The sequence below is a fragment of the Mesorhizobium kamtschaticum genome, assembly GCF_056174585.1.
Map to the genome: position 1 here is coordinate 2,294,533 of NZ_CM149691.1, position 23,834 is coordinate 2,318,366.

Consider the following 23,834-nt stretch of genomic DNA (forward strand, 5'->3'; position numbering starts at 1 on the left):
TTTCACGAAGGCCGATCCATGTTGCGCAAGCTTCTCATCCTCAGCATCTTTGCCGGTACATCGGCATCGATCCCGGTTGTCTACCAGTCGAATCCGCAGATGTTCGAAAACCTGCTGAAATCGGCGGTGACGGCCAAGCCCGAGGTCGAGGCACAACCGGAGGTCAACCTGGCATCCGTTCCCGACAAGCCGGTGGCGCCGCTGCCGACCGGTCGCAAGGTCGTCGTCGCGGCGGACGGGCGCGGACACTTCTCGTCGACCTTCAAACTCAATGGTCGTCAGGTCGACGGCATGATCGACACCGGCGCGACACTGGTCGCGGTCAATACGTCAACGGCGCGCCGGATCGGGCTGTCGCTCAACCCGTCCGATTTCAACCGTGAGGTCAGCACTGCCAACGGAACGATCAAGGCGGCGGTGGTGACGATCGATCGCCTGCAGATCGGTAGCATCAGCATCGACAGTGTGCAGGCCATCGTGCTCGACGACAAGGCGCTGCAAACCAATCTGATCGGCATGAGCTTCCTCAACCGGCTCGGCAAATACCAGGCCGAAAACGGCACGCTGCTGCTTGTCCAATAATCAACCGCGCGGCAGGATCCGCCGGATCACGGTTTTGTCCGCTGGTGGTTTCGAAGCGCCGATCGCGTAAGCCGAAACTGCAGCGGCTGCGGCCGCCTCGGCATCGGAGGGTGAGCGGGCGTGGATCAGCGCCAGGGCATCTCCGGCATGTACTTCCGCGCCAATGGGCAGCAGCCTGGTGATGCCGACGCTGGGGTCGATCTTGTCATCAGGCCGGGTGCGCCCGCCGCCCAGGCCGACCACCGCAAGGCCGATGTCGCGGGTGGCGATGCCGGTGACGAAGCCATTCGTCGTCGCCTTGACCGTGAATTCCGTTGGCGCCACGGCCAGATATTTTTCCGGCCTTTCGATGAAATCGGCGGGGCCGCCGAGCACGGCAACCATGCGGGCGAAGGTGGCAGCGGCGCGGCCGCTGGTCAGCGTCTCGGTGGCGCGCCGCATGCCATCCTGATTGGATGACACCAGCCCAGCCGACTGCAGCATTTCGGCGGCCAGCGCCAGCGTCACGTCCTCCAGCCGCTTGTCGCGGAACCTTCCGGTGAGGAAGTCGACGGCATTGCGCACCTCGACGGCATTGCCGGCGGCCGAGGCCAGCGGTTCGTTCATACCGGTGATCAGCGCCGAGACCTTCAGCCCGGCGCCGCTGGCGACCTCGACGAGGCTGTTGGCAAGCGCGGTCGCGTCACGCGACTTCTCCATGAAGGCGCCATTGCCGACCTTGACGTCGAGCACCAGCGAGCCCAGACCGGCAGCCAGCTTCTTCGACAGGATCGAGGCGGTGATCAGCGGCACCGATTCCACGGTGCCGGTGACGTCGCGGATGGCATAGAGCCGGCGGTCGGCCGGTGCCAGATCGGCGGTCTGGCCGATGATGGCGCAGCCTGTTTCCAGCACCGCCTTACGAAACAGTGCGATATCCGGCTGGCTGGTGTAGCCGGGGATCGCATCCATCTTGTCCAGCGTGCCGCCGGTATGGCCAAGGCCACGGCCCGAGATCATCGGTACATAGGCGCCGCAGGCAGCGACGATCGGCGCCAGCATCAGCGAGACATTGTCGCCGACGCCGCCGGTCGAATGCTTGTCGGTGACGGGGCCGGGCAGATCCGACCAGTCGAGCACATCGCCGGAATCGCGCATGGCCAGCGTTAGCGCCACGGCCTCGTCGCGGTTCATGCCATTGAAGAACACCGCCATCGCAAAAGCCGCGACCTGGCCATCGCTGACGGCGCCCGATGTCACGCCGTCGATGAAGGCGGCGATTTCACCAGCAGACAGCCTGTGGCCGTCTCGCTTGTGGCGGATGATTTCCTGCGGAAGCATCAGCTCTCCAGCAGTCCGTCGCGGAACACTCTGTGCAGGACCGTTGCCAGCCGCGACCCGCCGACCGGCGCCATGTCCTTGGTTTCCTGATGCGAAAGTTCGGCTCCGGTCATGCCGGCCGCCAGATTGGTGATGACCGAGCAGGCGGCGACGCGCAGGCCAAGGAAGCGAGCGAGAATGACTTCCGGTACGGTGGACATACCCACCGCGTTGGCACCCATGATGCGCGCCATGCGGATTTCGGCCGGCGTTTCGAAGCAGGGGCCGGAGAACCACATATAGACGCCTTTGTGCAGCGCGGTGCCGGTCGCCTTCGCCGCGCCTTCGATCGCCTTGCGGATGCCGGCATCATAGGCTTCGGTGAGGCCGACGAAACGGCGGTCGCTCGGCTCGCCGATCAGCGGGTTGCTGCCGGAGAAATTGATGTGGTCGGTGATCAGCATCACCGAGCCCGGCGGCATGTCCGGGTCGACCGAACCGGCGGCATTGGTGAGGATCAGTTTGGTGATGCCGACGCCGGCGAGCACTTCCAGCACCGGGCGCATCGCGGCAGCATTGCCGTGCTCATAGTAATGGGCGCGGCCGGACAGCATCAGCACCGGAACGCCGGCAAACAGCCCGGCCACCACTTCGCCGGCATGGCCGCTGACGCCGCTCCTGGGAAAGCCCGGCAGGTCGGCATAGGGGACGCGGATCGGGTGCTCGATCCGGTCGACCAGGACGCCAAGGCCCGACCCCAGCACCAGTGCTGTCGACGGCGCCAGGCCGTCCAGCCTTTCGATCAGATGGTCCACCGCCTTTTCGGTCATTGCAGCCATCTCTTCATTTGAGCCAGCACTTCATTTGAGCATGTCGCCGCGGAAGCCGTAGGGCAGCATGTCGCCCATGGTCACGGTCTCGGCCACGCCTGTGTTGTCGCAGAGGTAGAGTTTTGTCTCCGGGCGGCAGAATTCTGCCAACCGCTGGCGGCAGCCGCCGCAAGGCGAGCATTTGGCCATGCGTTCGGCAAGGACTGCGATTTCGACAATTTTGCCGCCGCCGCCCATGATGTAATGGCCGAGCGCAGTGGTTTTCGGCGCACCAGCCCTCCGGATAGGAAGCGACCTCGATGTTGGCGCCGGTGAAGACGCGTCCGTCCTCGGTGCGCAAGGCGGCACCCACGGGAAACTTCGAATAGGGCGCATAGGCCTTGGCCATGGCGGTCTTGGCCGCTTCGAACAGATCATGCGACATTCAGTTGTTCTCTCCGATGATCGTGTCCAAAACCCGGCGCTTGCCGCGCCGAGCCGTGACCTTAGCGTTCCTTGACGTAGGGCACGCCGCCGGCGCGCGGCGGGATTGCCTTGCCGATGAAACCGGCGAGCAGGATGACGGTGAGGATATAGGGCAGCGCCTGCATGAACTGCACCGGCACCTTGCCGATGATCGGCAGCGGCGAGCCCTGCAAGCGGATGGCCGCCGCATCGAGGAAGCCGAACAGCAGGCAGGCGAACATGGCGTTGACCGGCTTCCATTTGGCGAAAATCAGTGCTGCCAGCGCGATATAGCCCTTGCCGGCGGTCATGTCCTTCACGAAGCCACCATTCTGCACCATCGACAGATAGGCACCGGCGATGCCGGTGAGGATGCCGGTGCAGATCAGGGCGCGGTAGCGCAGCCAGGCGACCGAAATGCCGGCGGTGTCGACGGCAGCCGGATTCTCGCCGACGGCGCGCAGCCGCAGGCCAAAGCGGGTACGGAACAGCACCCACCAGGTGAACGGCACCATCAGGAAGGCGATGTAGACCAGTATCGAGTGGCCGGAGATCAGCTCCGCGTAGATCGGTCCGATGATCGGCACGTCCCGGATCGCATCGGCGCCGGGCCAGACAATCGCCTCGAACCGCTCGCCCGGCTGCAGCGCCGGCGTGCGTCCGCCCTGGCTGAACCAGGCCTGGCCGAGCATGACGGTCGAGCCGGCGGCGATGAAGTTGATCGCCACGCCGGAAACGATCTGGTTGCCGCGATGGGTGATCGAGGCAAAGCCGTGGATCAGCGCGAAGGCGACCGAGACCAGGATGGCCATGCCGAGGCCGAGAAGGGCCGAATGCAAGACCGACGCGGCGGCCGCGCCCGCGAAGGCGCCGACCAGCATCTTGCCCTCGAGCCCGATGTCGAAGACGCCCGCGCGTTCCGAATAAAGGCCGGCGAGGCAAGCGAGCAGCAGCGGCACCGACAGGCGGATGGTGGAGTCGAGTATCTGCACGATGGCGATGAAGACATCCATCTCAGGCGCCCTTTCCCTTGACCGCTTCCATGCCGACCGATCGCGGACTGAACGAGGCGAACACTGCCTGGATGTAAGGCCTGAACATATGCTCCAGCGCGCCGGCGAACAGGATCACCAGACCCTGGATGATGACGATCATGTCGCGGCTGATCGCCGGCATCTCGAAGGCGAGTTCGGCGCCACCCTGATAGAGCATGCCGAACAGGATCGCCGCCAGCACGATGCCGACCGGGTGCAGGCGCCCCATCAGCGCCACGGCAATGCCGACGAAGCCGGCGCCGGAAACGAAGTCGAGCGCGACATTGTGCTGGTCGCCCATCACCGGATTGAGCGCCATCATGCCGGCCAGTGCGCCCGAGATCATCATCGCGGTGATGATGATGCGGGTTTCTGAAATGCCGGCATAGCGCGCTGCCTTGGGGCTGTGGCCATAGGTGCGCATCTCATAGCCGAGCTTGGTGCGCCAGATAAGCAGCCAGACCAGGAAGGCCATGAGCAGCGCCAGCAGGAAGGTGATGTTGAGTGGCGCCGAGCGGATCTTGGCGCCGAACAGTTCGATGATCCAGTTGAGCTTCGGCAATTCCGCGCCGGCGAGGAAATTGCGCGTCTGCGGCGCTTGCGAGGCTGCCGGCTTTAAGGGCCCCACCAGCAGATAGACCATGATCGAGGCGGCGATGAAGTTGAACATGATGGTGGTGATGACGATGTGCGAGCCGCGCTTGGCCTGCAGATAGGCGGGGATGAGCGCCCACAAGGCGCCTACCACCGTCGAAGCGACGATGGCCAGCGGAAATGTCAGCCACCAGGGCAGCACGCTGTCGAAGGACAGGCAGACGATGGCGATGCCGAGGCCGGCGATGTAGGCCTGCCCCTCGGTACCGATGTTGAACAGGCCGCAATGCGCCGCCACCGCCACCGAAAGTCCGGTGAAGATGAAGGTGGTGGCATAGAAGAGGGTGAAGGCGATGCCGGTTCCCTTGCCGAAGGCGCCCTCAACCAGGATGACGGCGGCGCGAAACGGATTTTCGCCGACCAGCAGCACGACGAAGCCGGCGACGATGAAAGCCACCGACAGATTGATCAGCGGGATCAGCCCATAATCGGCCCAGGCCGGCAGTTTGGCGTAAGGCGTGCTCATTGCGCGGCCTCCTGGCGCTCGACGCCCGCCATCAGCAGGCCAAGTTCGCCTTCGGTCGCCTCCGGGCCGCGCTCGCCGACGATGCGGCCGGCAAACATCACCAGGATGCGGTCGGAGAGCGAGCGGATTTCGTCGAGCTCGACCGAAACCACCAGCACCGCCTTGCCCTGGTCGCGCATGGCAATCAGGCGCTTATGGATGAATTCGATGGCGCCGACATCGACGCCGCGCGTCGGCTGGCCGACGATCAAGACACCCGGGTCTTGTTCCATTTCCCGCGCCAGCACGATCTTCTGCTGGTTGCCGCCGGAGAAGTTGGCGGTCTTCAGCCGCGGATTGCCGGGGCGAATGTCATATTTCTCGATCTTGTGCTTGGCGTCGGCCATGATGGCGTCGACGTTGAGGAACGGCCCTTTGAGATAGCGGGGGTCGTCATGATAGCCGAGGATGGAATTCTCGTTCTCCTCGAAGGCCAGCACCAGCCCGACATGGTGGCGATCCTCCGGCACGTGGGCGAGCCCGCGGTCGCGCAATTCGCCGGGATCGGCGGCACCCGTCAGGTCGATCGGCTTGCCGTCGAGCATGACAGAACCTGAAACGGCCCGCCGGATGCCGGAAATCGCCTCGAGCAGTTCGGATTGGCCGTTGCCAGCGACACCGGCGATGCCGACGATCTCGCCGGCCCTGATATCGAAGGAGATGTCGTCGACCATGGTGACGCCACGCGAATCCCTGACGGTCAGGTTCTTGACCGCGAGCTTGACGGTGCCGGCTTCGGCTTCGCCCTTTTCGACCCTCAGCAGCACGCGCCGCCCGACCATCAGTTCGGCCAGTTCCTCGACCGTGGTTTTCTTGGTTTCCCTGGTCGCCACCATCGTGCCCTGGCGCATGACCGACACGGTGTCGGTGATGGCCATGATCTCGCGCAGCTTGTGGGTGATCAGCACCACCGTTTTGCCCTGTTGCTTCAGTTGCCCGAGGATGCGGAAGAGATGGTCGGCCTCGGCCGGTGTGAGCACGCCGGTCGGCTCGTCGAGGATCAGGATCTCGGCGCCGCGATAGAGCGCCTTGAGGATTTCGACGCGCTGCTGCAGGCCGACCGGCAGTTCCTCGATGATGGCGTCGGGATCGACCTCGAGACCGTATTCGCGCTCCAGCCGCTCCAGCTCGGAACGCGCCTTGGCGATGCTGCTCTTCAGAAGCGCATCGGTTTCGGCACCGAGGATGATGTTTTCCAGCACCGTGAAATTGTCGACCAGCATGAAATGCTGGTGCACCATGCCGATGCCGAGCGCTATCGCGTCGTTGGGCGTCTTGATCGATGCCGGTTTGCCACCGACGCGGATCTCGCCGCTGTCGGCCTGGTAGAAACCATAGAGGATCGACATCAGCGTCGACTTGCCGGCGCCGTTTTCGCCGACAATGCCGTGGATGGTGCCACGCGCGATCTCCAGATTGATGTCGCGGTTGGCGCGCACGGCGCCAAAACTCTTGTTGATGCCGATCAGTTCGATTGCGGCTTGCGCCATGCAGCCAGTCCCACTCTTATTTTTTTATCGCTTGGTCAAAACGCCTAGCATGACGCTCCGCCCGTGCCAATTGGCGGAGCAGCATCCACTCTCGGCAAATCCCGGTGCGCTTGTCAATTTCCAACGTGTCCGCAGGCTTCATATTCGCTAATATGACGACATCGAAATTCGCATCACGATGCAAGGCATTGGGGTGCAAGATCAGGGATTGCGAATGATCATGCCCGTCGACCGGCTGACGACGCTGGAAATCCGCGCCGCCGAGCAGGAAAACACCATCGAGGAGCTGTCGGGCCAGATTGCCGAGCAGTGGACGGCGATCGAGCGCATGCAGCGCAAGCTCGACGCGCTGACCAACCGCTTCCTGGCGCTGGAGGAGCAGGCCGCACCCGACGTGCCCGTGACCAAGCCGCCGCACTGGTGAGGAAAAGGGGAAGGCGCAAATCATGAGCGACCGCATCGCAAGGGCCGGTGACTATGTGCTTGGCCTGATGAACGACGCGGAGCGCGAACGGGCCGAGCGCGATCTGGAAATCGACCCCGCCTTCCGCGACGCCGTGCTGCAGCTTGCCGAACGCATGCATATGTTCGACCGTGCCGAAAAACCTGGTGGCCTGCCAGCCAATCATTGGGAACTGGTCACCCAGCGTATCGCCGAATTGCCGCAGATGCGCAGCGTTGGCCTGGGTGGCAATGATGCCAAGCAGCGCCCGGTAATCCGAAGCCTGTCCCGGTCACCGTACGGCGTTGGCGTGCATTCGCTTGGCGGCCGACGCGGCACCATCATCGCCATCGTGCTGATCGCGGTCTTCGCGCTCGGCTATCTCGTCGGGAAATTGTAGGCCGACGCAAAACCGCCGGACTTGCGCCCGGCGGTTGCAGATCATGGCTGTATAGCGCTGCCGATCAATACGGGCAGGCGTTGTCAGCGGTATAGTCATGCACCTGGATCTTGCCGGAGATGATGTCGGCCTTGGCCTTTTCGACCGCCGCCTTCATCTCGTCCGTCACCAGCGCCTTGTTGTTGTCGTCCATGGCGTAGTCGACGCCGCCTTCCTTGAGGCCGAGGTTTTCGAGGCCGCCCTTGAAGGTGCCGTTCTTGCCGTCCATGAAGGTGGTGTAGACGGCAACGTCGACGCGCTTCATCATCGAGGTCAGAACCTTGCCGGGCTGCAGGCCGTTCTGGTTGGAATCGACGCCGATGCCGAGCTTGCCGGCATCAGCCGCCGCCTGCAGCACGCCGACGCCGGTGCCGCCGGCCGCGGCGTAGACCACGTCGGAGCCCTGGTCGATCTGCGTCTTGGCGATTTCGCCGCCTTTGGCCGGATCGTTCCAGGCAGCCGGCGTGTCGCCGGTCATGTTCTGGATGACGTCGGTCGCGCCGGCCGACTTGGCGCCGCCGACATAGCCGCATTCGAACTTGCGGATCAGCGGGATGTCCATGCCGCCGATGAAGGAGACCTTCTTCGACTTCGATGCCATCGCCGCCATGATGCCGACGAGGTAGGAGCCTTCGTTCTCCTTGAACACCAGCGAGCGGACATTGGGCAGGTCGACGGCATCGTCGATGATGGCGAAGTTGAGATCGGGGTATTCGGCCGCGACCTTCTTCAGCGCATCCTCCCAGGCGAAGCCGGCCATGACGATCGGGTTGTGGCCGTCCTCGGCGAAGCGGCGCAGCGCCTGCTCGCGCTGCGAGGCGTTGGACACCTCGAACTCGACATAGGCGACGCCGGTCTCGGTCTTGAATTTCTCGGCGCCATGGAAGGCTGCCTCGTTGAAGGATTTGTCGAACTTGCCGCCCAGATCATAAAGGATGGCCGGCTGGACATCCGCGGCGAAAGCCGGAAGAACCATTGCGGTTGCGGCCAGGAGGCCGAGAACGATACGTTTCATGTGATCCACACCCTGTCGGTTATTTTTTCCGTTACGCACCGCCTGGCTGCCCGGTTCACCGGCAGCCACGCGACGTCAGCCAGGAGTGCATTCCCCTCCCGCTCCTGGGCAATCTGGCACGGCCCGAAACAAAATTCACGCGGAATTTTGACCTTTTGGAAAAGCGTGCCACGCGCAGGCCGCGCGGCAGTCCGATCCTTGCGCGCAAGCAGTTAAGCGGTGGCGGCCGGCATGGCGCAGGCGATGCCGGTGCCCTTGAGGTTGCAATAGCCGTAAGGGTTCTTCGCCAGATATTGCTGGTGATCGGCCTCGGCGAAGTAGAAGGCGGGCGCCGGCGCGATCTCGGTGGTGATCTTGCCGTGGCCGGCCCCGCGCAGCTGGGCTTGATAGGCGTCGCGCGAGGCGCTCGCCGCCTGGAATTGCGCATCGCCGGACGTGTAGATCGCGGAGCGGTAGGTGGTGCCGACATCATTGCCCTGGCGCATGCCTTGCGTCGGGTCATGGCTTTCCCAGAACAGCCGCAGAAGTTCGGCATAGGAGATCATCTTGGGGTCGAAGACGACCAGCACCACTTCGGCATGGCCGGTCAGTCCGGTGCAGGTTTCCTGATAGGTCGGATTGGGCGTGATGCCGCCGGCATAGCCGACGGCCGTGACCCAGACACCTTCGATTTGCCAGAACAGCCGCTCGGCGCCCCAGAAGCAGCCAAGCCCGAACATCGCCGTCTCCAGCCCCTCGGGGTAGGGGCCCTTGAGCGGCCGTTTCAGGACATGGTGCTTGGATGGTGTCGGGATCGCCTTGGCACGGCCCGGCAAAGCCTCGGACGGCTTTGGCAGATTGAGCTTCTTGTTCAGCATGTCGCTGAGAAAGAACATGCGCGGCCTTCCTTCCCGTCAGGGTGCAAGAAAATCGATCAGTTGGCGGCGAATTGGCCCGTGCGCCGCTGGCGCCTGTAGCCGATGGCGTAGAGCAGGAAGGCCAGCACCGCGAACACGGCAAAGCCCGGCTGGTTGAGCACCCAGGCGATGGCGCCGTCCCACAGCAGCGGACCGGCCTTGGCGCGGACGAAGGTTTCGAAGGCCGCCCGCGTGTCCGGCGAGACCGCCAGCCAGCTGGCGTTGAGCGGGGTCAGCACAAGCGCCGAAGCCGCCACCGTGCGCGTTGTGTCGAGCACCGCCATGATGACGGAAACCGACAGCGCCACCATGGCGGCAAGACGAAAAATGAAGCGAAACATCAAGCTCTCCCCCGGCCGATCCTGGACGGGATCTCCGGCACCAGCGAGAAATAGAGTGCGCATGGCTTGCCCGCAACCGCGATACGCGAATTTGAAGGGCTTCCTCTCTTTATGCCACCGGCTTGCGCTTGCGCCTGTGAACGAGCCAGACGGCAAGAATGCCACCGACAATGGCGCCGACCACCAGCCCGCCCAGGCCGAAGAAGGCGGCGAAATAGCCGCAGCCGCCTTCGAAGCAGCTTACCTCGGCGACATCAGCGATGACCGAACCGGCGAAGAAACCGCCCACCGCGCCGATGGCGGCGCCGAGGACGATGCCGAGCAAGGCGGCGGCAATCGAAACCAGGACCGGCGGCGCCTCGGTCTCTGGTTTGGCGTAGACGGTCTCGGCGCCGGAGCCGCCGCGCAGCAAATAGATGCAAAGCAGGCCGACGCCGATCTCGATGGCGGTGATGCCCAGGCTCCTGGCGGAGAAGACGAATTCCGGCACGGTGAGCACATAGGCCTGCCTTGCCAGCACCCAGACGATGAGGGTGATCTGCCAGATGGTGAAATGGCGGGGGAAGCGCCCCGAGCGGCCAAAGGCAAGGCCGAGCAGGTAAAGCCCCCACAGGATGACGATGACATTGGCGACAAGCCCGCCTAGCAGGAAATAGAGGACCTTGTCGGGCACGCCGGAATTGCCGACCAGCCACCAGGCCGACGCCAGGCCATAGACCGACCACGCCATGACGAAGATGAGCCAGCCGACCGGGACGTAAAAAAGGTCGCCGCCCGGGCGGCCGGCTGGCGCCCCTCTATCCCCCGGGATTCCACTGCCCGGTTGTTCGCTGCTTGATGTCATGTCTGGACAATGCCCCCGCAAAGCCTCTGCTTCACTCGACAGCCGGCCGGCGGCGAAGTCAAGCACGGCGGGTCCTGCTGCCTTGCCTGTGCACATCATTCGGGGTGCGGGCACCCCGCAAACGGGCGCGACGGCGGCCCCGCGAAACACCATGTGGCCGGCAAAGCGAATAGAGCACCGTTATGGCTTGGCATTCGGCGCGGGATCGACTAGATGAGCCCCGCGCCTGTTGCTTCGACGGCTCAGGTGCCGGGGAAGGATGTCCGCTGGTTGGGCGGCGTCCATGGTTCGGAATTTCCGCGCCGCAGCCCTAAAGGAGATGCATCTCCCCAACCCGCGCGGCGAAACCGGCCGGCGCGACATGCAAGGACGGAGAGGTGGCCGAGTGGTTGAAGGCGCACGCCTGGAAAGTGTGTTTACGGGAGACCGTAACGCGGGTTCGAATCCCGCTCTCTCCGCCATAATTCCGATATTACTTTTTTAAATCAATATGATATTAGCTGGTCTTTTTCTCGACCCCCCTTTAGACCCACCAATAGGAAAGTGCCTACTTTCCCGCCCATAACCTGCGTGTTCGCAGGACTGATGTGTTTGTTCCGAGCGCGCCTATTTCATCAGATCCTTTGTAGGTGATGCGGCCTTCCTGTGGCGTAACCGCTTTAATCAGAACCGGAGATTGCCGGATGGCCGCTGCAAACGCACAGGCGACCTTCCTAAGGCGCTGACCGGACGGCAACTTTGCGCCGCGTGCACGAACCCGCTTCGCGGGAGGGTCGCCTAGTTCTGAGATGACGCGTATTCATAGGCCTTGAGCAGGTAGAGACCGCGATCCGACCATGGAGTTCCCTTCAACGAGAGGAACTCGCCATGGCTACCTTGTCGACCGATGCTCCGATCACACCGCTTCGCCAGCGCATGCAGCAAGACATGCTGATGCGGGGTCTGGGACCACATACGCAGCAGGACTACGTTCGTCATGTCCGGCGCTTCGCTGTGTTCCTTGGCCGCTCGCCCGACACTGCGACGGCTGAGGACATCCGCCGATTCCAGCTGCATCAGCATGAGAGCGGCGTCGGCCCTGCGACGATCAATGGCGCGGTCTCGGCATTGCGGTTCCTGTTCCTCGTGACGCTGAAGCGGGGATCTGGCGCGCGCTGGTGATTATGAGGTATCAGCGCAAGCTGCCCGACGTGCTGAGCGTGGAGGAAGCGGGGCGCGGCTGCTCGAAGCGGCGCCAGGCATCAAGTACAAGGCCGCGCTCGGTGTCGCCTATAGCGCTGGTCTGCGCGTGTCCGAGGTCGCGCACCTCAAGGTCGACGACATCAATAGCACACGCATGCTGATCCGCGTTGAAGGGCAAGGGACGCAGGGACCGCAACGCCATGCTCTCGTCGCAACTTCTGGAACTGCTGCGGCTGTGGTGGCGCGAAGGCAGGCGGCGCGGGGTGATGCTCCCGCATGGCTGGCTGTTCCCAGGGCGCAGCTGCACGGCGCCGATCTCGTCGCGGCAACTGCATCGCGCGGTCCAGGAAGCAGCCGAAGTCGCCAGCATCCGCAAGCGCGTCAGCCCGCACACGCTGCGCCACAGCTTCGCCACTCATCTGCTCGAACAGGATGTCGACATCCGCGTCATCCAGGTGCTGCTTGGCCACAGCAAGCTCGATACCACCGCGCTTTACACCAAGGTCTCGACGCGGACGATCCATGCGGTCGCAGGGCCGCTCGACCGGCTGATGGCGCTGATGGAAGGCAAGACGCCGCCCGGCTGAGCCGTGCGCACCTCTGTCGAGGTCGCCGACATCTTCCGTGCTGCCGGCCCCGCCTATCGGGCCGCCCATGCAGGTCGCCTGAGCCTCATCCAGCTCAAGGTGATGTCGGCGATCGAGCATTGCCGCACCGCGGCGCTCGGCGGTCATGTCGAGGCCTGCGAGGACTGCGGCCAATGGCGGATCGCCTATAACAGCTGCCGCAACCGGCACTGTCCCAGGGGCCAGGGCGCGGCCGCGCGCACCTGGCTCGCCGAGCGCGAAGCCGACCTGCTACCAGTCGGCTACTTCCACGTCGTGTTCACGCTGCCCGCCGAGGTCGCCGACATCGCCTTCCACAACAAGGCGCTGGTCTATGACCTGCTGTTCAAGGCGGCATCGGAGGCGATGCTGACGATCGCCGCCGATCCGAAGCATCTCGGCGCACGCATCGGCATCACGGCCGTGCTTCACACATGGGGATCGGCGATGACGCACCATCCGCACGTGCACATGATCGTGCCAGGCGGCGGCATCGCGCCGGACGCGTCACGCTGGATATCGTCGCGGCCGGCCTTCCTTTTCCCAGTCAGGGTACTGGGCAAGCTGTTCCGCCGTCTGTTCCTGACCCGGCTGGTCGCGCTGCACGACGCCGGTCGGCTCGCCTTCTTCGGATCGGCGGCGCACCTCGCCGATCGTCGGGCCTTCCTACGCCACCTGGCTCCCGTCAAGAAGAAGCGCTGGGTGGTCTACGCCAAGCCGCCCTTCGCCGGTCCCGAGGCGGTGCTCGCCTATCTGTCGTGCTATACCCACCGGGTTGCGATCTCGAACCGCCGCCTGATCGCCTTCGAAGAGGCTGGGTCACCTTCCGCTACAAGGATTATCGCCGCGACGGCACCGACCGGCAGCAGGTCATGACGCTCGCCACAGATGAGTTCATCCGCCGCTTCCTGCTCCACGTCCTGCCGCGCGGCTTCCATCGCATCCGACATTATGGCCTGCTCGCCGGCTCCGCCCACAAGGCCAGCCTCGCACGCGCCCGCGAACTGCTGGGCGTCGCTGCCCCGTCCGATGACCACACACCAGACGAACCAGAGGACTTCCGGCCGCCATGCTCCTGCTGTGGCGGACGCTTGATCGTCATCGAGGTGTTCGAACGGTGGAGGAGGCAGCCGCCCGGACCTCCGAACGCATCGGCACCGATCCGGGAGACCGCTCCATGACCCGGCATGGTCTGATTCAGCCTCCAGCCACAGGCGCTCAACCTGCGGCGACGGACCCACACGCGCCCATGGTGCTCAGCGAGGCCCGCAGGGGCCCGTCCGCCTGCGCGCAGAGGCTACAAGGCTGTGCGGAGGCTTCACTGAGCGGTCCGTCCGTGTCCACCGCGTCGCCTAACGGGGGCGGTCACGCCGTCGCCGACATCAGCCGCAAACTAAAATCCCCATAGCCATCAACTGTGGCCCGCGGGTTCCTGCATGAGAGGCTTTCGTACGCCTCTCGGCACCCGAAACCCTTCAGCATGTCAGTCGGTTGAGCGGACCCTAGCCGCATCCCAAATGCGGACATCCGAGCGAAGAGCCGAGACGGCACGTTTGGGTCAGTTCCCGACATTGCCAACCAGCTTGGCAAGTGGCCTTAGAGGCCGCTTGTTCCACAGACGATCTGATTGCACTGCACGTCACGGTGGCGCATTCGACGACCGAGTTTGCCCATTCAACTCTTACTCCTTTCAACATGTGCTAATATTGCAACCGTGCGCGGCCGTGTACAAAGTACGGCGTTCGCAGCTTGTGACTCCAACCAATGGTGAGCACATGATCCGCAAGGCGCTTCTTTGGTCGGCTGCATCGTTGCTCGCCGGGGCCATCACCCTGTCCGCGCACGCTGCCGACAAGGTCGTCAACCTTTACGACTGGTCGGACTACGTGGATCCCTCGGTCATCGACAACTTCACCAAGGACACCGGTATAAAGGTCGTATACGACGTCTTTGACTCCAACGAGATCCTCGAGACCAAGCTGCTCACTGGCGGCTCCGGCTACGACGTCGTCGTGCCAAGCGCCAGTTTCTTGGCCCGCCAGGTCGAGGCCGGCGTCTTCCGGAAGCTGGACAGGTCGAAGTTGCCCAACATCGCCAACATGTGGGACGTCATCGAGCAGCGCACCGCCAAGTACGACCCGGGCAACCAATATTCGGTGAACTACATGTGGGGCACGGTGGGTTTGGGGTACAACACCTCGAAGATCAAAGCCGCGCTTGGTGTCGACAGACTCGACAGTTGGGACGTCTTCTTCGATCCCGAAAAGCTGAAGAAGCTCGCCGATTGCGGAGTCTACGTGGTCGATTCGCCCACCGAAATCCTGCCCATCACGATGAATTATCTTGGGCTGAACCCCGAGAGCACCTCGCCGGAAGACTTCGGCAAGGCCGAAGAGGCATTGACGCGTATCCGTCCCGACGTCCGCAAAATCGAGTCATCCGAGTACATCAACGCTTTGGCGGACGGCGACATCTGCCTGGCGATCGGCTGGTCGGGCGACGTCCTGAAGGCGCGAGACCGTGCCGCTCAAGCCGGTAACGGCGTCACAATCGCCTACTCGATCCCTCGGGAAGGCACTGTGATGTGGTTCGATCAACTAGCAATCCCCGCAGATGCACCGCATTTGGACGAAGCTAATGCCTTCATCAACTACCTCATGAAGCCTGAAGTCGCCGCCAAGAACACAAATTATGTATTCTTTGCCAATGGCAACAAGGCCTCACAAAAATTCGTAGAAAGAAGCATTCTCGGCGACCAGTCGATCTATCCTGACGATGCCACGCTAAAGAAGCTTTTCACCGTCTTTCCGTATGACCCGAAGACGCAGCGCGTGGCGACGCGCACCTGGACCAAAATCGTCACGGGTCAGTGATTGACGGCAGTTGCGCTCCCGACGGACCGCCTGATTGCTCATCGGTCATCCGTCAATCCGCAATGCCTGCTTTCCGCAGGCCATCTAGCCAGTGCTCCACGTCCTCTTGTCGGCGATATGGAGAGCCGCGCTTGTAGTCACCTAGAGTGAAACCAGGCTTGCGCTCGAGGCACCTGCCCCAAGCCAATATTGCCTCGTCGATGCGTCCGAGCTGTCCCAAACACGCAGCCAGATTGGCGAACCCGCGATCATAGTTGTCGTTGTCCCAACGGCGGAACGAATCCAGCGAAGCCTCATATTCACCGAGCAGATAGTAAGCGAATGCGAGTAGCTCGTGGACATCGCGGTGTTCGAGCGGACTCAGCCGTCTGAGCCGCTCGCCGATCTCGCGGGCCTTCGTGAGTTGACCGCTCCAAAGGCAGATGTACCCGACCCAGACGAGTACGTTCGGGTTTGTGGGGCCCATCGCGAGCGCGCGTTGCCAATGAGTCTCGGCGGCCTCGAACTCCCCTTTCCATCCATGCAGGGCGGCGACGACTGCCTCTGCCAGTCCGCTGGCGTCGCCGAGTTCGATAGCCCGCAAGGCCGACTGCATGGCCAACGCCTTCATGTCTCCATCAGCTCTGAAAACGGAGAGGGTCGCGTAGGCGTCCGCGAGCGATGCGTGCGCCCGCGCCGAATCATGCTCCCAGCCAAGAGCCAGCTTTAAGAACTCGACAGCAGCGACGGTGTCCTTCTCGGTGAATCGGTGCATAGCATCGATGCCGCGCAAGAACGCGTCATATGCGCTGAGGCTCGTTTGCGTTTGCCTGGTCCGAACGATCTCAGCAGCGCCTACCTTGCCGAACAGTGCCCAGGCGATCCTCTCTGTCACCTCGTCTTGAACGGCGAAAAGGTCATCGAGGTCTCGATCGTAGCGCTCGGCCCAGACGTGATTGCCAGTGGCCGCTTCTATCAACTGCGCAGTGATCCTGACGCGTGCAGCAGCCTTTCGAACGCTTCCCTCGACGACGTACCGTACACCGAGCTTCCTTCCGACCTCGGTGATGTTTACGGATTGACCCTTGAAAACGAACGAGGAATTGCGCGCGATCACGAACAGACTCTGACTGCGACTGAGCTCGGTGATGAGGTCCTCGGCTATTCCATCCGAGAAATAATCCTGCTCGGGGTCCACCGACATGTTTGTGAAAGGAAGCACCGCCACCGATGGCTTGAACGGGAGCGGCAAATCCTCCGCTGAAGCAATTGACGCTGAAGGTGGATCATCCCGCTCTTCTGTTTGAACCCGGTAGGCACGCACAGGCCCAGCAATGTTCTTCATCGTATGCTCGCCCAGGTCGACGAGCGTATAGGGGATCTTTCCCTTCACTTGATCGTAGACGCTGCGTCCAATGACGACACCTCCGGGCTCGCTGACCTTTTCCAGCCTGGCGGCCACGTTTACGCAGTCGCCGTAGATCGTCGTCTCATCTAGGATAACCTCACCGGCGTTGACACCCATTCTGAAGGCCATGCGCCGGTCTTCAGGAAGATCCGTATTGCGTGCCGTTATGCGTTCTTGCGTCTCGACTGCGAACTGCAGCGCATCGACGGCGCTGGGAAACTCGATCAGCAGACTGTCGCCCGCGGTGCCGACCAGCCGACCCCTGAATTGCGCGATCTTTGGATCGATCACTTCGGCGCGCAGTGCCTTTAGATGGAGAGAGTCCCGGCCTCATCGGCCCCCATCAAACGCGAGTAGCCAGCCACGTCCGCTGCCAAAACCGCCACAAGCTTTCGTTCCGGGCGCGCCACGATGCCTCCTGGACTACAAAGACGTCACGTGGGTTTGCTGGGAGCGTAGCACCCGCGTGTATGCGCAACCAGCCGCGATAGAAGGTCCGCTTTGGCCAACTTCAGACCTTGGTCCCACCGGGCTGAACGTCCGCTATCGTTCTTGGGGCGCGAGAAGCCGCCGTTCCCCTGTCAACCTCAACATACTCTTCCTCCAGCACCTTCTTGCCGTTCTCGTACTCGGTGCGCTTGAGCTTGACTTCTTTCTGCTCAATCCACTCGGCGCCAGAGGCTCGGTCGATAAGCTTTTCAGCCACGCGACGGTCGGTTACAGCCTTGCCTCTCTTTATGGCCTCGGAAAAATCGGGGTGGACCTTCTTCCATTCGTGAATGGTATCGAGGTGGACGCCGAAGTGTTCAGCCAGGTCTAGGTCGATGGCGCCGATACGGCACAGCTCCTCAGCCTGGTCTTTGAACTCAGGCTTAAAACCAGAAGGGCGTCCAGATTTTGCGATGCTGGATTATAGCGGCGTACTGAATCAGCTGGCAAGTAAAGACCATCCGCCCATCTTTCGTGGGTTAGTGATTCCGCCCCGTTGACTCTTCATTGGAGCGAGAATCTGCTTGCTCCGTCGTAACAAAAGGAGAATCGACAATGGCAACCGGCAAGAAACCAGCTTCGGACGCGGGAAAGATCCTGCGCGACCCGAAGTCGACAAAGAAGGAAAAGGAAGTTGCGGCCTCCGACCTCGCCCAGCGCAAAGGCGCGAAGAAGGGCAAATGACTAGCTAGAGCCGGGAGCATTATCTAGTTGCCGGCTCTGACTTTTCAGTCTGCTAGCGAACCATGACCAAATCCTCAGTACCCAAGGGACAGCACGTCATTCCCCGGCTTCACCTTGCGTATTTCGCAGGGCAGAAGGGCCAGGTCTGGACGTACAACAAGAACACCGGCGCGGCATGGTCGGCGATTCCGGAAGAAACAGCGGTGCAGACGCACTTCTATTCCATCGAGCGCGAGGATGGCACCTACGACACCAAGCTTGAAGAGACACTGTCCCGCATCGAGAGTAATGCAGCGCCGGTCTACAAGGCCCTTCTGGAGGGCAAGATTCCGTCAAAGACCGATGTGGACCGTGGGCATTTCGCGCAGTTTCTGGCGACGATGTACACACGCACGTCCGCTATGCGCCGCGATGCAGGCGAGATGGCCGGGCGCAGCATGCAGATCCACAATTACGCCACCGGTATTCACGACGGCGCATTCGCCACGATGGTCCGCCGGATTGAAAAGGAGGACGGAAAGAAACTCACCGACGAAGTGAAGGAAGCGCTTCGGAACGGCCTTGTAGACCCATCGTCATATCGCATCGAGTTGACCAAGGAATGGACGCTTGACGTGATAGAAGTAGCCGACGAGTTGGCACCTATCTTCTTCGACATGAATTGGTGCGTGATGGAGCTGGCGCATGGATTCCTCATCACTAGCGACAATCCGCTCACACGCTACGTGGACCCGAAGACCTCACATCCTATCTACGGGGACCACGGCTTTATGAACAAGACGGTGATGGTGACATTTCCGCTGACAACCACCAAGATCCTTCTGCTCGGGTGGAACGAGACCGGGCCGCGCATTGTTGGCTCCCAGAGGCACGCCATCGCCATGAATCAGCTAAGGGCTCAGAGCGCTGAGGAGTTCCTATACGCGCACATCGAACACAAGGTTATCCGCGACATGGCCCGTATCAGCCGCAACTCCCGGCCGCGCATGACGACGCAGGGCTTTGGGCCGGAGAAATTCGCTGAGGTCGTGGTCAAGCGACGCCGCTCAAAGAGGGCGTGACGGCGAACGGCTTGGAGGGCTTTTCATTCGCTGAGGGGAGCAAAAGGTCCGCCGCCACCAGCCCCAACCTTCGGGCCTTATGAAGGTTCCGTTGCGGTTAGGCTTTCGGTGACAACGCAGACCGGATCAGACCACCGATCAGCAGTACAATTATCAGGATGAACAGGCCAAACGGGGTGGTCAGCACGTCCAGAACGGGCGTTAAGTTGCTCACTTCACACCTCCCCGAACATTTGCCCGGCGTTCGCCCGGCCGCTTGCCGGTCCAATAGTGCACGCGGTAGCTGCCTTGGCCGGAGCGGTTGGGCACAGAGAAATGTCCCCGCTGGTTTTCGGCCCGATAGAGATACCCTTGCCGACGTAGGCGGGTAAAATCTTCCGCGCGTCAGTTGTGCCCATCAGCATCACGGTACGGGCGTCAATCACCCCGTGCTTGACGAGATGGTCCGTGGCTCGGGCTTGGATGCCAAGCTGGTGCGCCGTGGACGGGAGCGGGCGCTTGCCCCACATGGTGAAGGGTAGGGCGATGAGGTGCCAGAAGCTCATCGGCCTGCCTCCCCTTTGAGGCCTTGGCCTTCCAGCATGTCGATTTCGATGCAGGCGATGCGTTTAGCGCCGAATTTCTTGGCTGCTCTTTGGGCCCCATCATCGGCTCGGCTTCGATCGGCGTGAATGCCTTGACCAGCGTAGCCATCGCAGGGACGGGTATTGACCTCCTTCTCAAAGAGACGGTCGGCGTACACATTCAACCAGCCCTTTATGCGCTTCGGCTCGACCCATTCGGCGACGAGGTCATTCGGGGTTTCCTCACCACCAATCCACTGGCCGCCTAGCCTCCAGCCACGAAAGACAGTGCTGGCATCGATGAAGCCGCGCGCAGGGTAGTCATCGCACTCTGATTTCCCAAACGGATTGTCGATAACTGCTGTGATGTAGGCCTTCCGCCCATCGCGCGTCCAGTAATATTTTCCTGCTTGGAGATGGAGTGTAGGCTCGTCCTTAAAGCGAACAATGTTCTCGCTCGGCACGCCTGGGCATGTCCCGTCGCGATAATAAGTGAACATCTCCTCGTGAACACTACAGCGTCTTTCGTCGTGGATTCTCGCGATGGTCAGGACTTCGCCTTTGACGTTGATAACCTTGCGGCCAATATCTTTATGATCAATTCGTATTGCATTCATATTCCTCGCTTTCTCTTTGATTAAATTGCCAGCCCGGCCAGCAGCAGGCCAGCGCACGTTGCCAGAATGGGGCGCCGGTTCTCCGCGATGAGCTTATTCACGCGCGTCCAGAAGCCATCCGCCATACGGTCGGCCCAAGTCGGTTGAAGGGGATTATAGGTCATGTCGTTATTCCTTATTGGTTGGTTAGCAATAGGATGCTGAGCCACCTTTTAAGGTTTGGCAATAGGTCTGCAAAAATATTGTTATACTATTTACTTGCCATAGAAGTAATGACGGCGCACTATTCTTATACCCAATAACCAAAGGAGGGAATAAGACCGTGAATACACAAGGGATGTCGCCGCTGGCTGATATTATGCGAACCGCGAAGAAGCGCTCGGATGACCGGCGCTGGAATGAGCAGGTAAATGAGCTGGTCAGCCTTATCGACCAATTGTCCGCCGAACGGGGTCCGTCTGCTCTGGTCGAAGCCGTGCGCCTGCGCGGCTATAACATCGAAGCCGACACCATGGCGCTTGAGCGTCGTGGACGTGGAAATCAACTAAGAGAAAGCGAGGAATATGGGATTAATTGCATCACGGGGCGGCGAAGATTTTCAAATCGCACCCCAAGGCCAGTTTATGGCCATCTGCCACCAAGTTATCGATTTGGGGCATCACTTCAGCGACAAGTACCAGAAGTGGTCACATAAAATCCGCATCGTCTGGGAGCTTCATGGAGAGGACCAGGTCGGCGAAGGCTTAGCGACGACCGACGATGGAAAGCCGATGATGCTGGGGGCTGAGTAGTCCCTGACCTTGGCCGACAACGGCAACCCGCCTCGGCCGCCTTGGCGACATGCTCAATGACAGAACGACGGCTTAAGCCGGTTTCATCTGCAATATGCTGGTAGCTGGGGAAACAGCCAGACCCGTCGGCCGCCATGTGGCAACCGATGGTCAGGCAGACGTGGCGGGTTGTCGGTTCGAGCTGGCTTTTGATGATGGCGTGCTGCCATGAGAAATAGCGGCTCATGCGTCGATCCTGACAAGTTCGACCGTGATTTTGGCTTTTGCCACAGTTGCCTTCGAATAGCCTGAGCAGCGGAGGTCCTCTCGATGGTCCATCAGAAATTCTCTCGCCAGTTGCCGATTTTCGAAGGTCATTGAGAGAAGGCCGCTTTGGATTGTGGGCGGAACATATCCACGCCCTAAAACCCCTTGCGTCCGCCACCTATCTTGCGAGCTGCCTTCGTCAATCGACTTCTTTGAAGGACGGGTGACTATCACCCACGTAAATTTGCATTCCACATGCCAACACTTTCATTGCCTCCAACACAGGTAATTAGGCGGGGCCGGGTGTGTTGGCAGCCACAACCCCACCTGAATCCTGTCGGTACGCTTAAAGATCGTCAACGATTATTCTCGTATACTTGTTAAGCCTCGCTAGGCCCCGTTAATTTTATTGCCCGTTCCTTAAACTCGACTCATGCTGTGAAGGTAAATACCTCACACGTTTAAGGAGGCAGCAATGCCGGAACAAAGGGCTCCGCCAAAGGAGGCCGCAAACGAGTTTCAGGCAATCGGAAGGGGGTGGCCTATCTAGGCAGCAGGAGAGACGCCTATACCTGCCGCGTCACGGGGACCGCGTTAAACCTTCCCCGACCACGGAGGCTCACATGATACTGGAGTTTTACCGCGATTGTGACGCATACCCGCCTTTGTACGATGTCTATATCAAGCGGGACGGGCGCGGGCTTACGATAAACCCGCCACCGGAACCGCTCGACGGCGTCAAGCAGGTGGTGCTGGAGGGTGGGGCCGAGGCGCCGACAATGGCCCAGAGGCACACCATCAACCGCTACATCAGGGAAACCAACTGGCTACCCTTGTTCTTTTTCGAGATACCACCACTGAAGGCCCTCTAGGCCAAGGAACTGCGAGCGGGCGCGAGAATATCGTGAACCCGTGTCAATGCACCTCACCCTCATGAGCCTGTCTGGAACAGCTCGGGACCGACCCCAATGCCAGCAGGGTGAATGTCGGACTGTCGCTGCCCTCTCAGGAAAAGTCCCACCAGAGTGCGCCCAGATTGCCCCTTCTTATGGAGGGGCATTTCTATTGGCTACCCAGCTCTTTTGTCGGTTGCCTTGGGAATCGGCTTTGTCTTCGGTTCCGGCTTAGGGCGGGCCACCTTCTCTTCGGCCAGATACTGCGGGACCTTGGGATCGCGCGATACAATCATAAAAATCAAGCGCTCCAGCACCGAGTTGCGCTCTCGACCTTCGGGAAGGGTTTCGCATAAACGGACTGCGAGCATCGTGTCCTGCATCATGGCTAGGCGCGAAAAGAAGAAATTGAGCTGGATGAGGCTCCGGCTATAGAGATAGAAATAGGCGCCACCGATAAACTGGAAAATGACACCGGCAAGCACCGAGAGGTAGGCCGGGTTCTGGTTTTCAAGCCGCCCCGTGTACGACAACCAAACGCCAGCTATTATGGTCACAAACCCCACGACGATCGCCATCAAGCTTACACGAAAGCTGCTTTTTGCCTGACCCTTGTTGATAACGTAATACTCAACCAGCTGGGCAAGGCTGAGATTTATATCGTCCATGATGTCCTGAGATTTGGTCGCTTGCGCCTCAGCCGCCGTTGCTGCCGCAGCTCTTGGCCTCCTTCTGGCTGGAGCATGGCTACCAATGCTCACGCGATAGCCAAGGAAGCTTGCACTAATGGTGCCGTCCCCCAATAAATCTATCGGCAGCTTTTCCTGAAATGACAGGAGGCAGGCGACAAATAGGCTTAGCGCTGGGAAAAAGGTCACGAGGAACGGGACAAAGACTTGCTGAAACGTGACCCGAGTGCCGTTATAAGTGATCGGGAAAAAGTTGATCGCTGAGACGCCAATCACCAATCCGAGCACGACGAAGAGGCTCACTGACAGCAATGTCAGTCGAACACGAGGATTGCGCTTTAATGCCTGAACAAGCGCTATAAACGCAGCGTTGGCGATATCCAGATCCATTCATGGCCCCCGCTGCTTGGCTTTCAAGTCCCGCGAAGTCTATATCAAGAAATCTTCCCGGCTGCGACCCTCAGCCTCATAGGCAGCCAACCATTTTGGGGTAGCACCGCGACCCGTCCAGGCATTGCCCTTGTCGTCCTTATACTTCACGGGCGGCTTGGCGCGGGACTTGCCGCCGCTGCTTTCGCCTCCGGCTCCTTTTGCATTGCCCAACTCACCACCGACCGTCTGACCGTTGCCCACGCGCGGCCTTTTGGCGGCCTTCTTAATGCCGACCGGGTCACCACCGCCGACGGCGCCGAGAGACCTTAGCTCCGCCTGCAATTCCTTGATACGCGCTTCCTTGCGGTCGACCAGATGCTTGCCGACATGGGTATGCAGCGCGGTCAGCTCCTCCAATGTGAGGTTGCCGAGGTCTGGCAGATTTGATTTGCTGAAAAAGGGCAGCTTGGCCATCAGGGTAAGACTCCTGTGAAAGGTGGGGCGACCGTATACCTTTAAGGACTGTGTTTCAATAAACGGCGCGGGGCTTGGTTAACCGTATCGGAT

25 protein-coding genes, 1 tRNA gene and 3 pseudogenes are annotated in these 23,834 nt (G+C 61.2%); 12 read left to right on the forward strand and 17 right to left on the reverse strand.

What is annotated here, in order from left to right:
* Nucleotides 1-18 precede the first annotated feature (18 nt).
* Nucleotides 19-582 (forward strand): TIGR02281 family clan AA aspartic protease, encoded by a 564-nt coding sequence (locus tag AC0V7N_RS11315; protein WP_475457427.1) that lies wholly within the window; start codon nt 19-21, stop codon nt 580-582.
* On the opposite strand, the gene deoA is transcribed toward AC0V7N_RS11315, so the two are convergent.
* The 6 genes and pseudogenes from deoA to AC0V7N_RS11345 all read right to left on the reverse strand — a co-directional run bounded on the left by deoA (nt 583) and on the right by AC0V7N_RS11345 (nt 6,838).
* Nucleotides 583-1,902, reverse strand: coding sequence for a thymidine phosphorylase (deoA, locus tag AC0V7N_RS11320; RefSeq protein ID WP_475457429.1), 1,320 nt, complete (start codon nt 1,900-1,902; stop codon nt 583-585). It lies immediately after the preceding gene.
* On the reverse strand, nt 1,902-2,711 hold the full coding sequence (locus AC0V7N_RS11325; protein ID WP_475457431.1) for a purine-nucleoside phosphorylase: 810 nt from the start codon (nt 2,709-2,711) through the stop codon (nt 1,902-1,904). The genes deoA and AC0V7N_RS11325 overlap by 1 nt, the downstream gene beginning before the upstream one ends.
* 30 nt (nt 2,712-2,741) lie before the next feature.
* A pseudogene (gene cdd / locus AC0V7N_RS11330) lies at nt 2,742-3,135 on the reverse strand (cytidine deaminase).
* Nucleotides 3,136-3,196: 61 nt separating this feature from the next.
* Entirely contained in the window at nt 3,197-4,168 is a 972-nt protein-coding gene (locus AC0V7N_RS11335; RefSeq protein WP_027043213.1) for an ABC transporter permease, read from the reverse strand.
* A 1-nt stretch (nt 4,169) separates the two neighbouring features.
* The gene (locus AC0V7N_RS11340) at nt 4,170-5,309 is read right to left on the reverse strand and encodes an ABC transporter permease (protein WP_475457436.1); all 1,140 of its coding nucleotides are present in this window, start codon (nt 5,307-5,309) and stop codon (nt 4,170-4,172) included.
* Nucleotides 5,306-6,838, reverse strand: coding sequence for an ABC transporter ATP-binding protein (locus AC0V7N_RS11345; protein ID WP_475457438.1), 1,533 nt, complete (start codon nt 6,836-6,838; stop codon nt 5,306-5,308). The genes AC0V7N_RS11340 and AC0V7N_RS11345 overlap by 4 nt, the downstream gene beginning before the upstream one ends.
* A 217-nt stretch (nt 6,839-7,055) precedes the next feature.
* Between AC0V7N_RS11345 and AC0V7N_RS11350 the strand changes: the two genes are divergently transcribed.
* Nucleotides 7,056-7,262, forward strand: coding sequence for a SlyX family protein (locus tag AC0V7N_RS11350; RefSeq protein ID WP_475460281.1), 207 nt, complete (start codon nt 7,056-7,058; stop codon nt 7,260-7,262).
* A gap of 22 nt (nt 7,263-7,284) precedes the next feature.
* Complete coding sequence (locus AC0V7N_RS11355) at nt 7,285-7,680, forward strand: hypothetical protein (RefSeq protein ID WP_475457440.1); 396 nt, start codon at nt 7,285-7,287, stop codon at nt 7,678-7,680.
* Nucleotides 7,681-7,744: 64 nt separating this feature from the next.
* Here the strand turns inward: AC0V7N_RS11355 and AC0V7N_RS11360 are convergent, their stop codons facing one another.
* The 4 genes from AC0V7N_RS11360 to AC0V7N_RS11375 all read right to left on the reverse strand — a co-directional run bounded on the left by AC0V7N_RS11360 (nt 7,745) and on the right by AC0V7N_RS11375 (nt 10,881).
* The gene (locus tag AC0V7N_RS11360) at nt 7,745-8,734 is read right to left on the reverse strand and encodes a BMP family lipoprotein (protein ID WP_475457442.1); all 990 of its coding nucleotides are present in this window, start codon (nt 8,732-8,734) and stop codon (nt 7,745-7,747) included.
* Between the two features lie 212 nt (nt 8,735-8,946).
* Complete coding sequence (gene msrA, locus AC0V7N_RS11365; RefSeq protein ID WP_475457444.1) at nt 8,947-9,609, reverse strand: peptide-methionine (S)-S-oxide reductase MsrA; 663 nt, start codon at nt 9,607-9,609, stop codon at nt 8,947-8,949.
* 38 nt (nt 9,610-9,647) lie between these two features.
* Complete coding sequence (locus AC0V7N_RS11370) at nt 9,648-9,971, reverse strand: hypothetical protein (protein WP_475457446.1); 324 nt, start codon at nt 9,969-9,971, stop codon at nt 9,648-9,650.
* Between the two features lie 109 nt (nt 9,972-10,080).
* On the reverse strand, nt 10,081-10,881 hold the full coding sequence (locus tag AC0V7N_RS11375; protein WP_496627832.1) for a hypothetical protein: 801 nt from the start codon (nt 10,879-10,881) through the stop codon (nt 10,081-10,083).
* A gap of 305 nt (nt 10,882-11,186) precedes the next feature.
* On the opposite strand from AC0V7N_RS11375, the gene AC0V7N_RS11380 reads away from it, so the two are divergent.
* From AC0V7N_RS11380 to AC0V7N_RS11395, 4 genes and pseudogenes are all read left to right on the forward strand, one after another.
* A tRNA-Ser gene (locus tag AC0V7N_RS11380) sits at nt 11,187-11,276 on the forward strand.
* Between the two features lie 406 nt (nt 11,277-11,682).
* Nucleotides 11,683-12,584: pseudogene (locus AC0V7N_RS11385) on the forward strand (tyrosine-type recombinase/integrase).
* Between the two features lie 3 nt (nt 12,585-12,587).
* Nucleotides 12,588-13,783 (forward strand): annotated as a pseudogene (locus tag AC0V7N_RS11390) (IS91 family transposase).
* Nucleotides 13,784-14,377: 594 nt separating this feature from the next.
* Complete coding sequence (locus AC0V7N_RS11395; RefSeq protein ID WP_475457451.1) at nt 14,378-15,475, forward strand: polyamine ABC transporter substrate-binding protein; 1,098 nt, start codon at nt 14,378-14,380, stop codon at nt 15,473-15,475.
* A 52-nt stretch (nt 15,476-15,527) separates the two neighbouring features.
* Here the strand turns inward: AC0V7N_RS11395 and AC0V7N_RS11400 are convergent, their stop codons facing one another.
* Nucleotides 15,528-17,153 (reverse strand): adenylate/guanylate cyclase domain-containing protein, encoded by a 1,626-nt coding sequence (locus AC0V7N_RS11400; protein ID WP_496627833.1) that lies wholly within the window; start codon nt 17,151-17,153, stop codon nt 15,528-15,530.
* Between the two features lie 175 nt (nt 17,154-17,328).
* Here AC0V7N_RS11400 and AC0V7N_RS11405 point away from each other — a divergent pair, with 175 nt between their 5' ends.
* The 3 genes from AC0V7N_RS11405 to AC0V7N_RS11415 all read left to right on the forward strand — a co-directional run bounded on the left by AC0V7N_RS11405 (nt 17,329) and on the right by AC0V7N_RS11415 (nt 19,096).
* Entirely contained in the window at nt 17,329-17,682 is a 354-nt protein-coding gene (locus tag AC0V7N_RS11405) for a hypothetical protein (RefSeq protein ID WP_475457455.1), read from the forward strand.
* Between the two features lie 224 nt (nt 17,683-17,906).
* On the forward strand, nt 17,907-18,035 hold the full coding sequence (locus tag AC0V7N_RS11410; RefSeq protein WP_475457457.1) for a hypothetical protein: 129 nt from the start codon (nt 17,907-17,909) through the stop codon (nt 18,033-18,035).
* Between the two features lie 62 nt (nt 18,036-18,097).
* Nucleotides 18,098-19,096, forward strand: coding sequence for a DUF4238 domain-containing protein (locus tag AC0V7N_RS11415; protein ID WP_475457459.1), 999 nt, complete (start codon nt 18,098-18,100; stop codon nt 19,094-19,096).
* A gap of 215 nt (nt 19,097-19,311) precedes the next feature.
* Here AC0V7N_RS11415 and AC0V7N_RS11420 read toward each other — a convergent pair whose 3' ends face one another.
* The 3 genes from AC0V7N_RS11420 to AC0V7N_RS11430 are packed head-to-tail and all read right to left on the reverse strand — an operon-like array spanning nt 19,312 to nt 20,440.
* A complete protein-coding gene (locus AC0V7N_RS11420; protein ID WP_496627834.1) occupies nt 19,312-19,641 on the reverse strand; it encodes a hypothetical protein in 330 nt (109 codons plus the stop codon).
* Complete coding sequence (locus AC0V7N_RS11425; RefSeq protein ID WP_475457464.1) at nt 19,638-20,276, reverse strand: hypothetical protein; 639 nt, start codon at nt 20,274-20,276, stop codon at nt 19,638-19,640. Before AC0V7N_RS11425 ends, AC0V7N_RS11420 begins: the two co-directional genes overlap by 4 nt.
* 20 nt (nt 20,277-20,296) lie before the next feature.
* Nucleotides 20,297-20,440, reverse strand: a complete 144-nt coding sequence (locus tag AC0V7N_RS11430) for a hypothetical protein (protein WP_475457466.1) — start codon at nt 20,438-20,440, stop codon at nt 20,297-20,299.
* 158 nt (nt 20,441-20,598) lie between these two features.
* Here AC0V7N_RS11430 and AC0V7N_RS11435 point away from each other — a divergent pair, with 158 nt between their 5' ends.
* A complete protein-coding gene (locus AC0V7N_RS11435; RefSeq protein ID WP_475457468.1) occupies nt 20,599-20,970 on the forward strand; it encodes a hypothetical protein in 372 nt (123 codons plus the stop codon).
* On the opposite strand, the gene AC0V7N_RS11440 is transcribed toward AC0V7N_RS11435, so the two are convergent.
* Nucleotides 20,940-21,293, reverse strand: a complete 354-nt coding sequence (locus tag AC0V7N_RS11440) for a helix-turn-helix domain-containing protein (protein WP_475457470.1) — start codon at nt 21,291-21,293, stop codon at nt 20,940-20,942. The genes AC0V7N_RS11435 and AC0V7N_RS11440 overlap by 31 nt on opposite strands.
* Nucleotides 21,294-21,936: 643 nt before the next feature.
* On the opposite strand from AC0V7N_RS11440, the gene AC0V7N_RS11445 reads away from it, so the two are divergent.
* Entirely contained in the window at nt 21,937-22,185 is a 249-nt protein-coding gene (locus AC0V7N_RS11445; protein WP_475457472.1) for a hypothetical protein, read from the forward strand.
* 197 nt (nt 22,186-22,382) lie between these two features.
* On the opposite strand, the gene AC0V7N_RS11450 is transcribed toward AC0V7N_RS11445, so the two are convergent.
* On the reverse strand, nt 22,383-23,285 hold the full coding sequence (locus tag AC0V7N_RS11450; RefSeq protein WP_475457474.1) for a TRADD-N-associated membrane domain-containing protein: 903 nt from the start codon (nt 23,283-23,285) through the stop codon (nt 22,383-22,385).
* Nucleotides 23,286-23,324: 39 nt separating this feature from the next.
* A complete protein-coding gene (locus AC0V7N_RS11455) occupies nt 23,325-23,741 on the reverse strand; it encodes an H-NS family nucleoid-associated regulatory protein (RefSeq protein ID WP_496627835.1) in 417 nt (138 codons plus the stop codon).
* Nucleotides 23,742-23,834 lie beyond the last annotated feature (93 nt).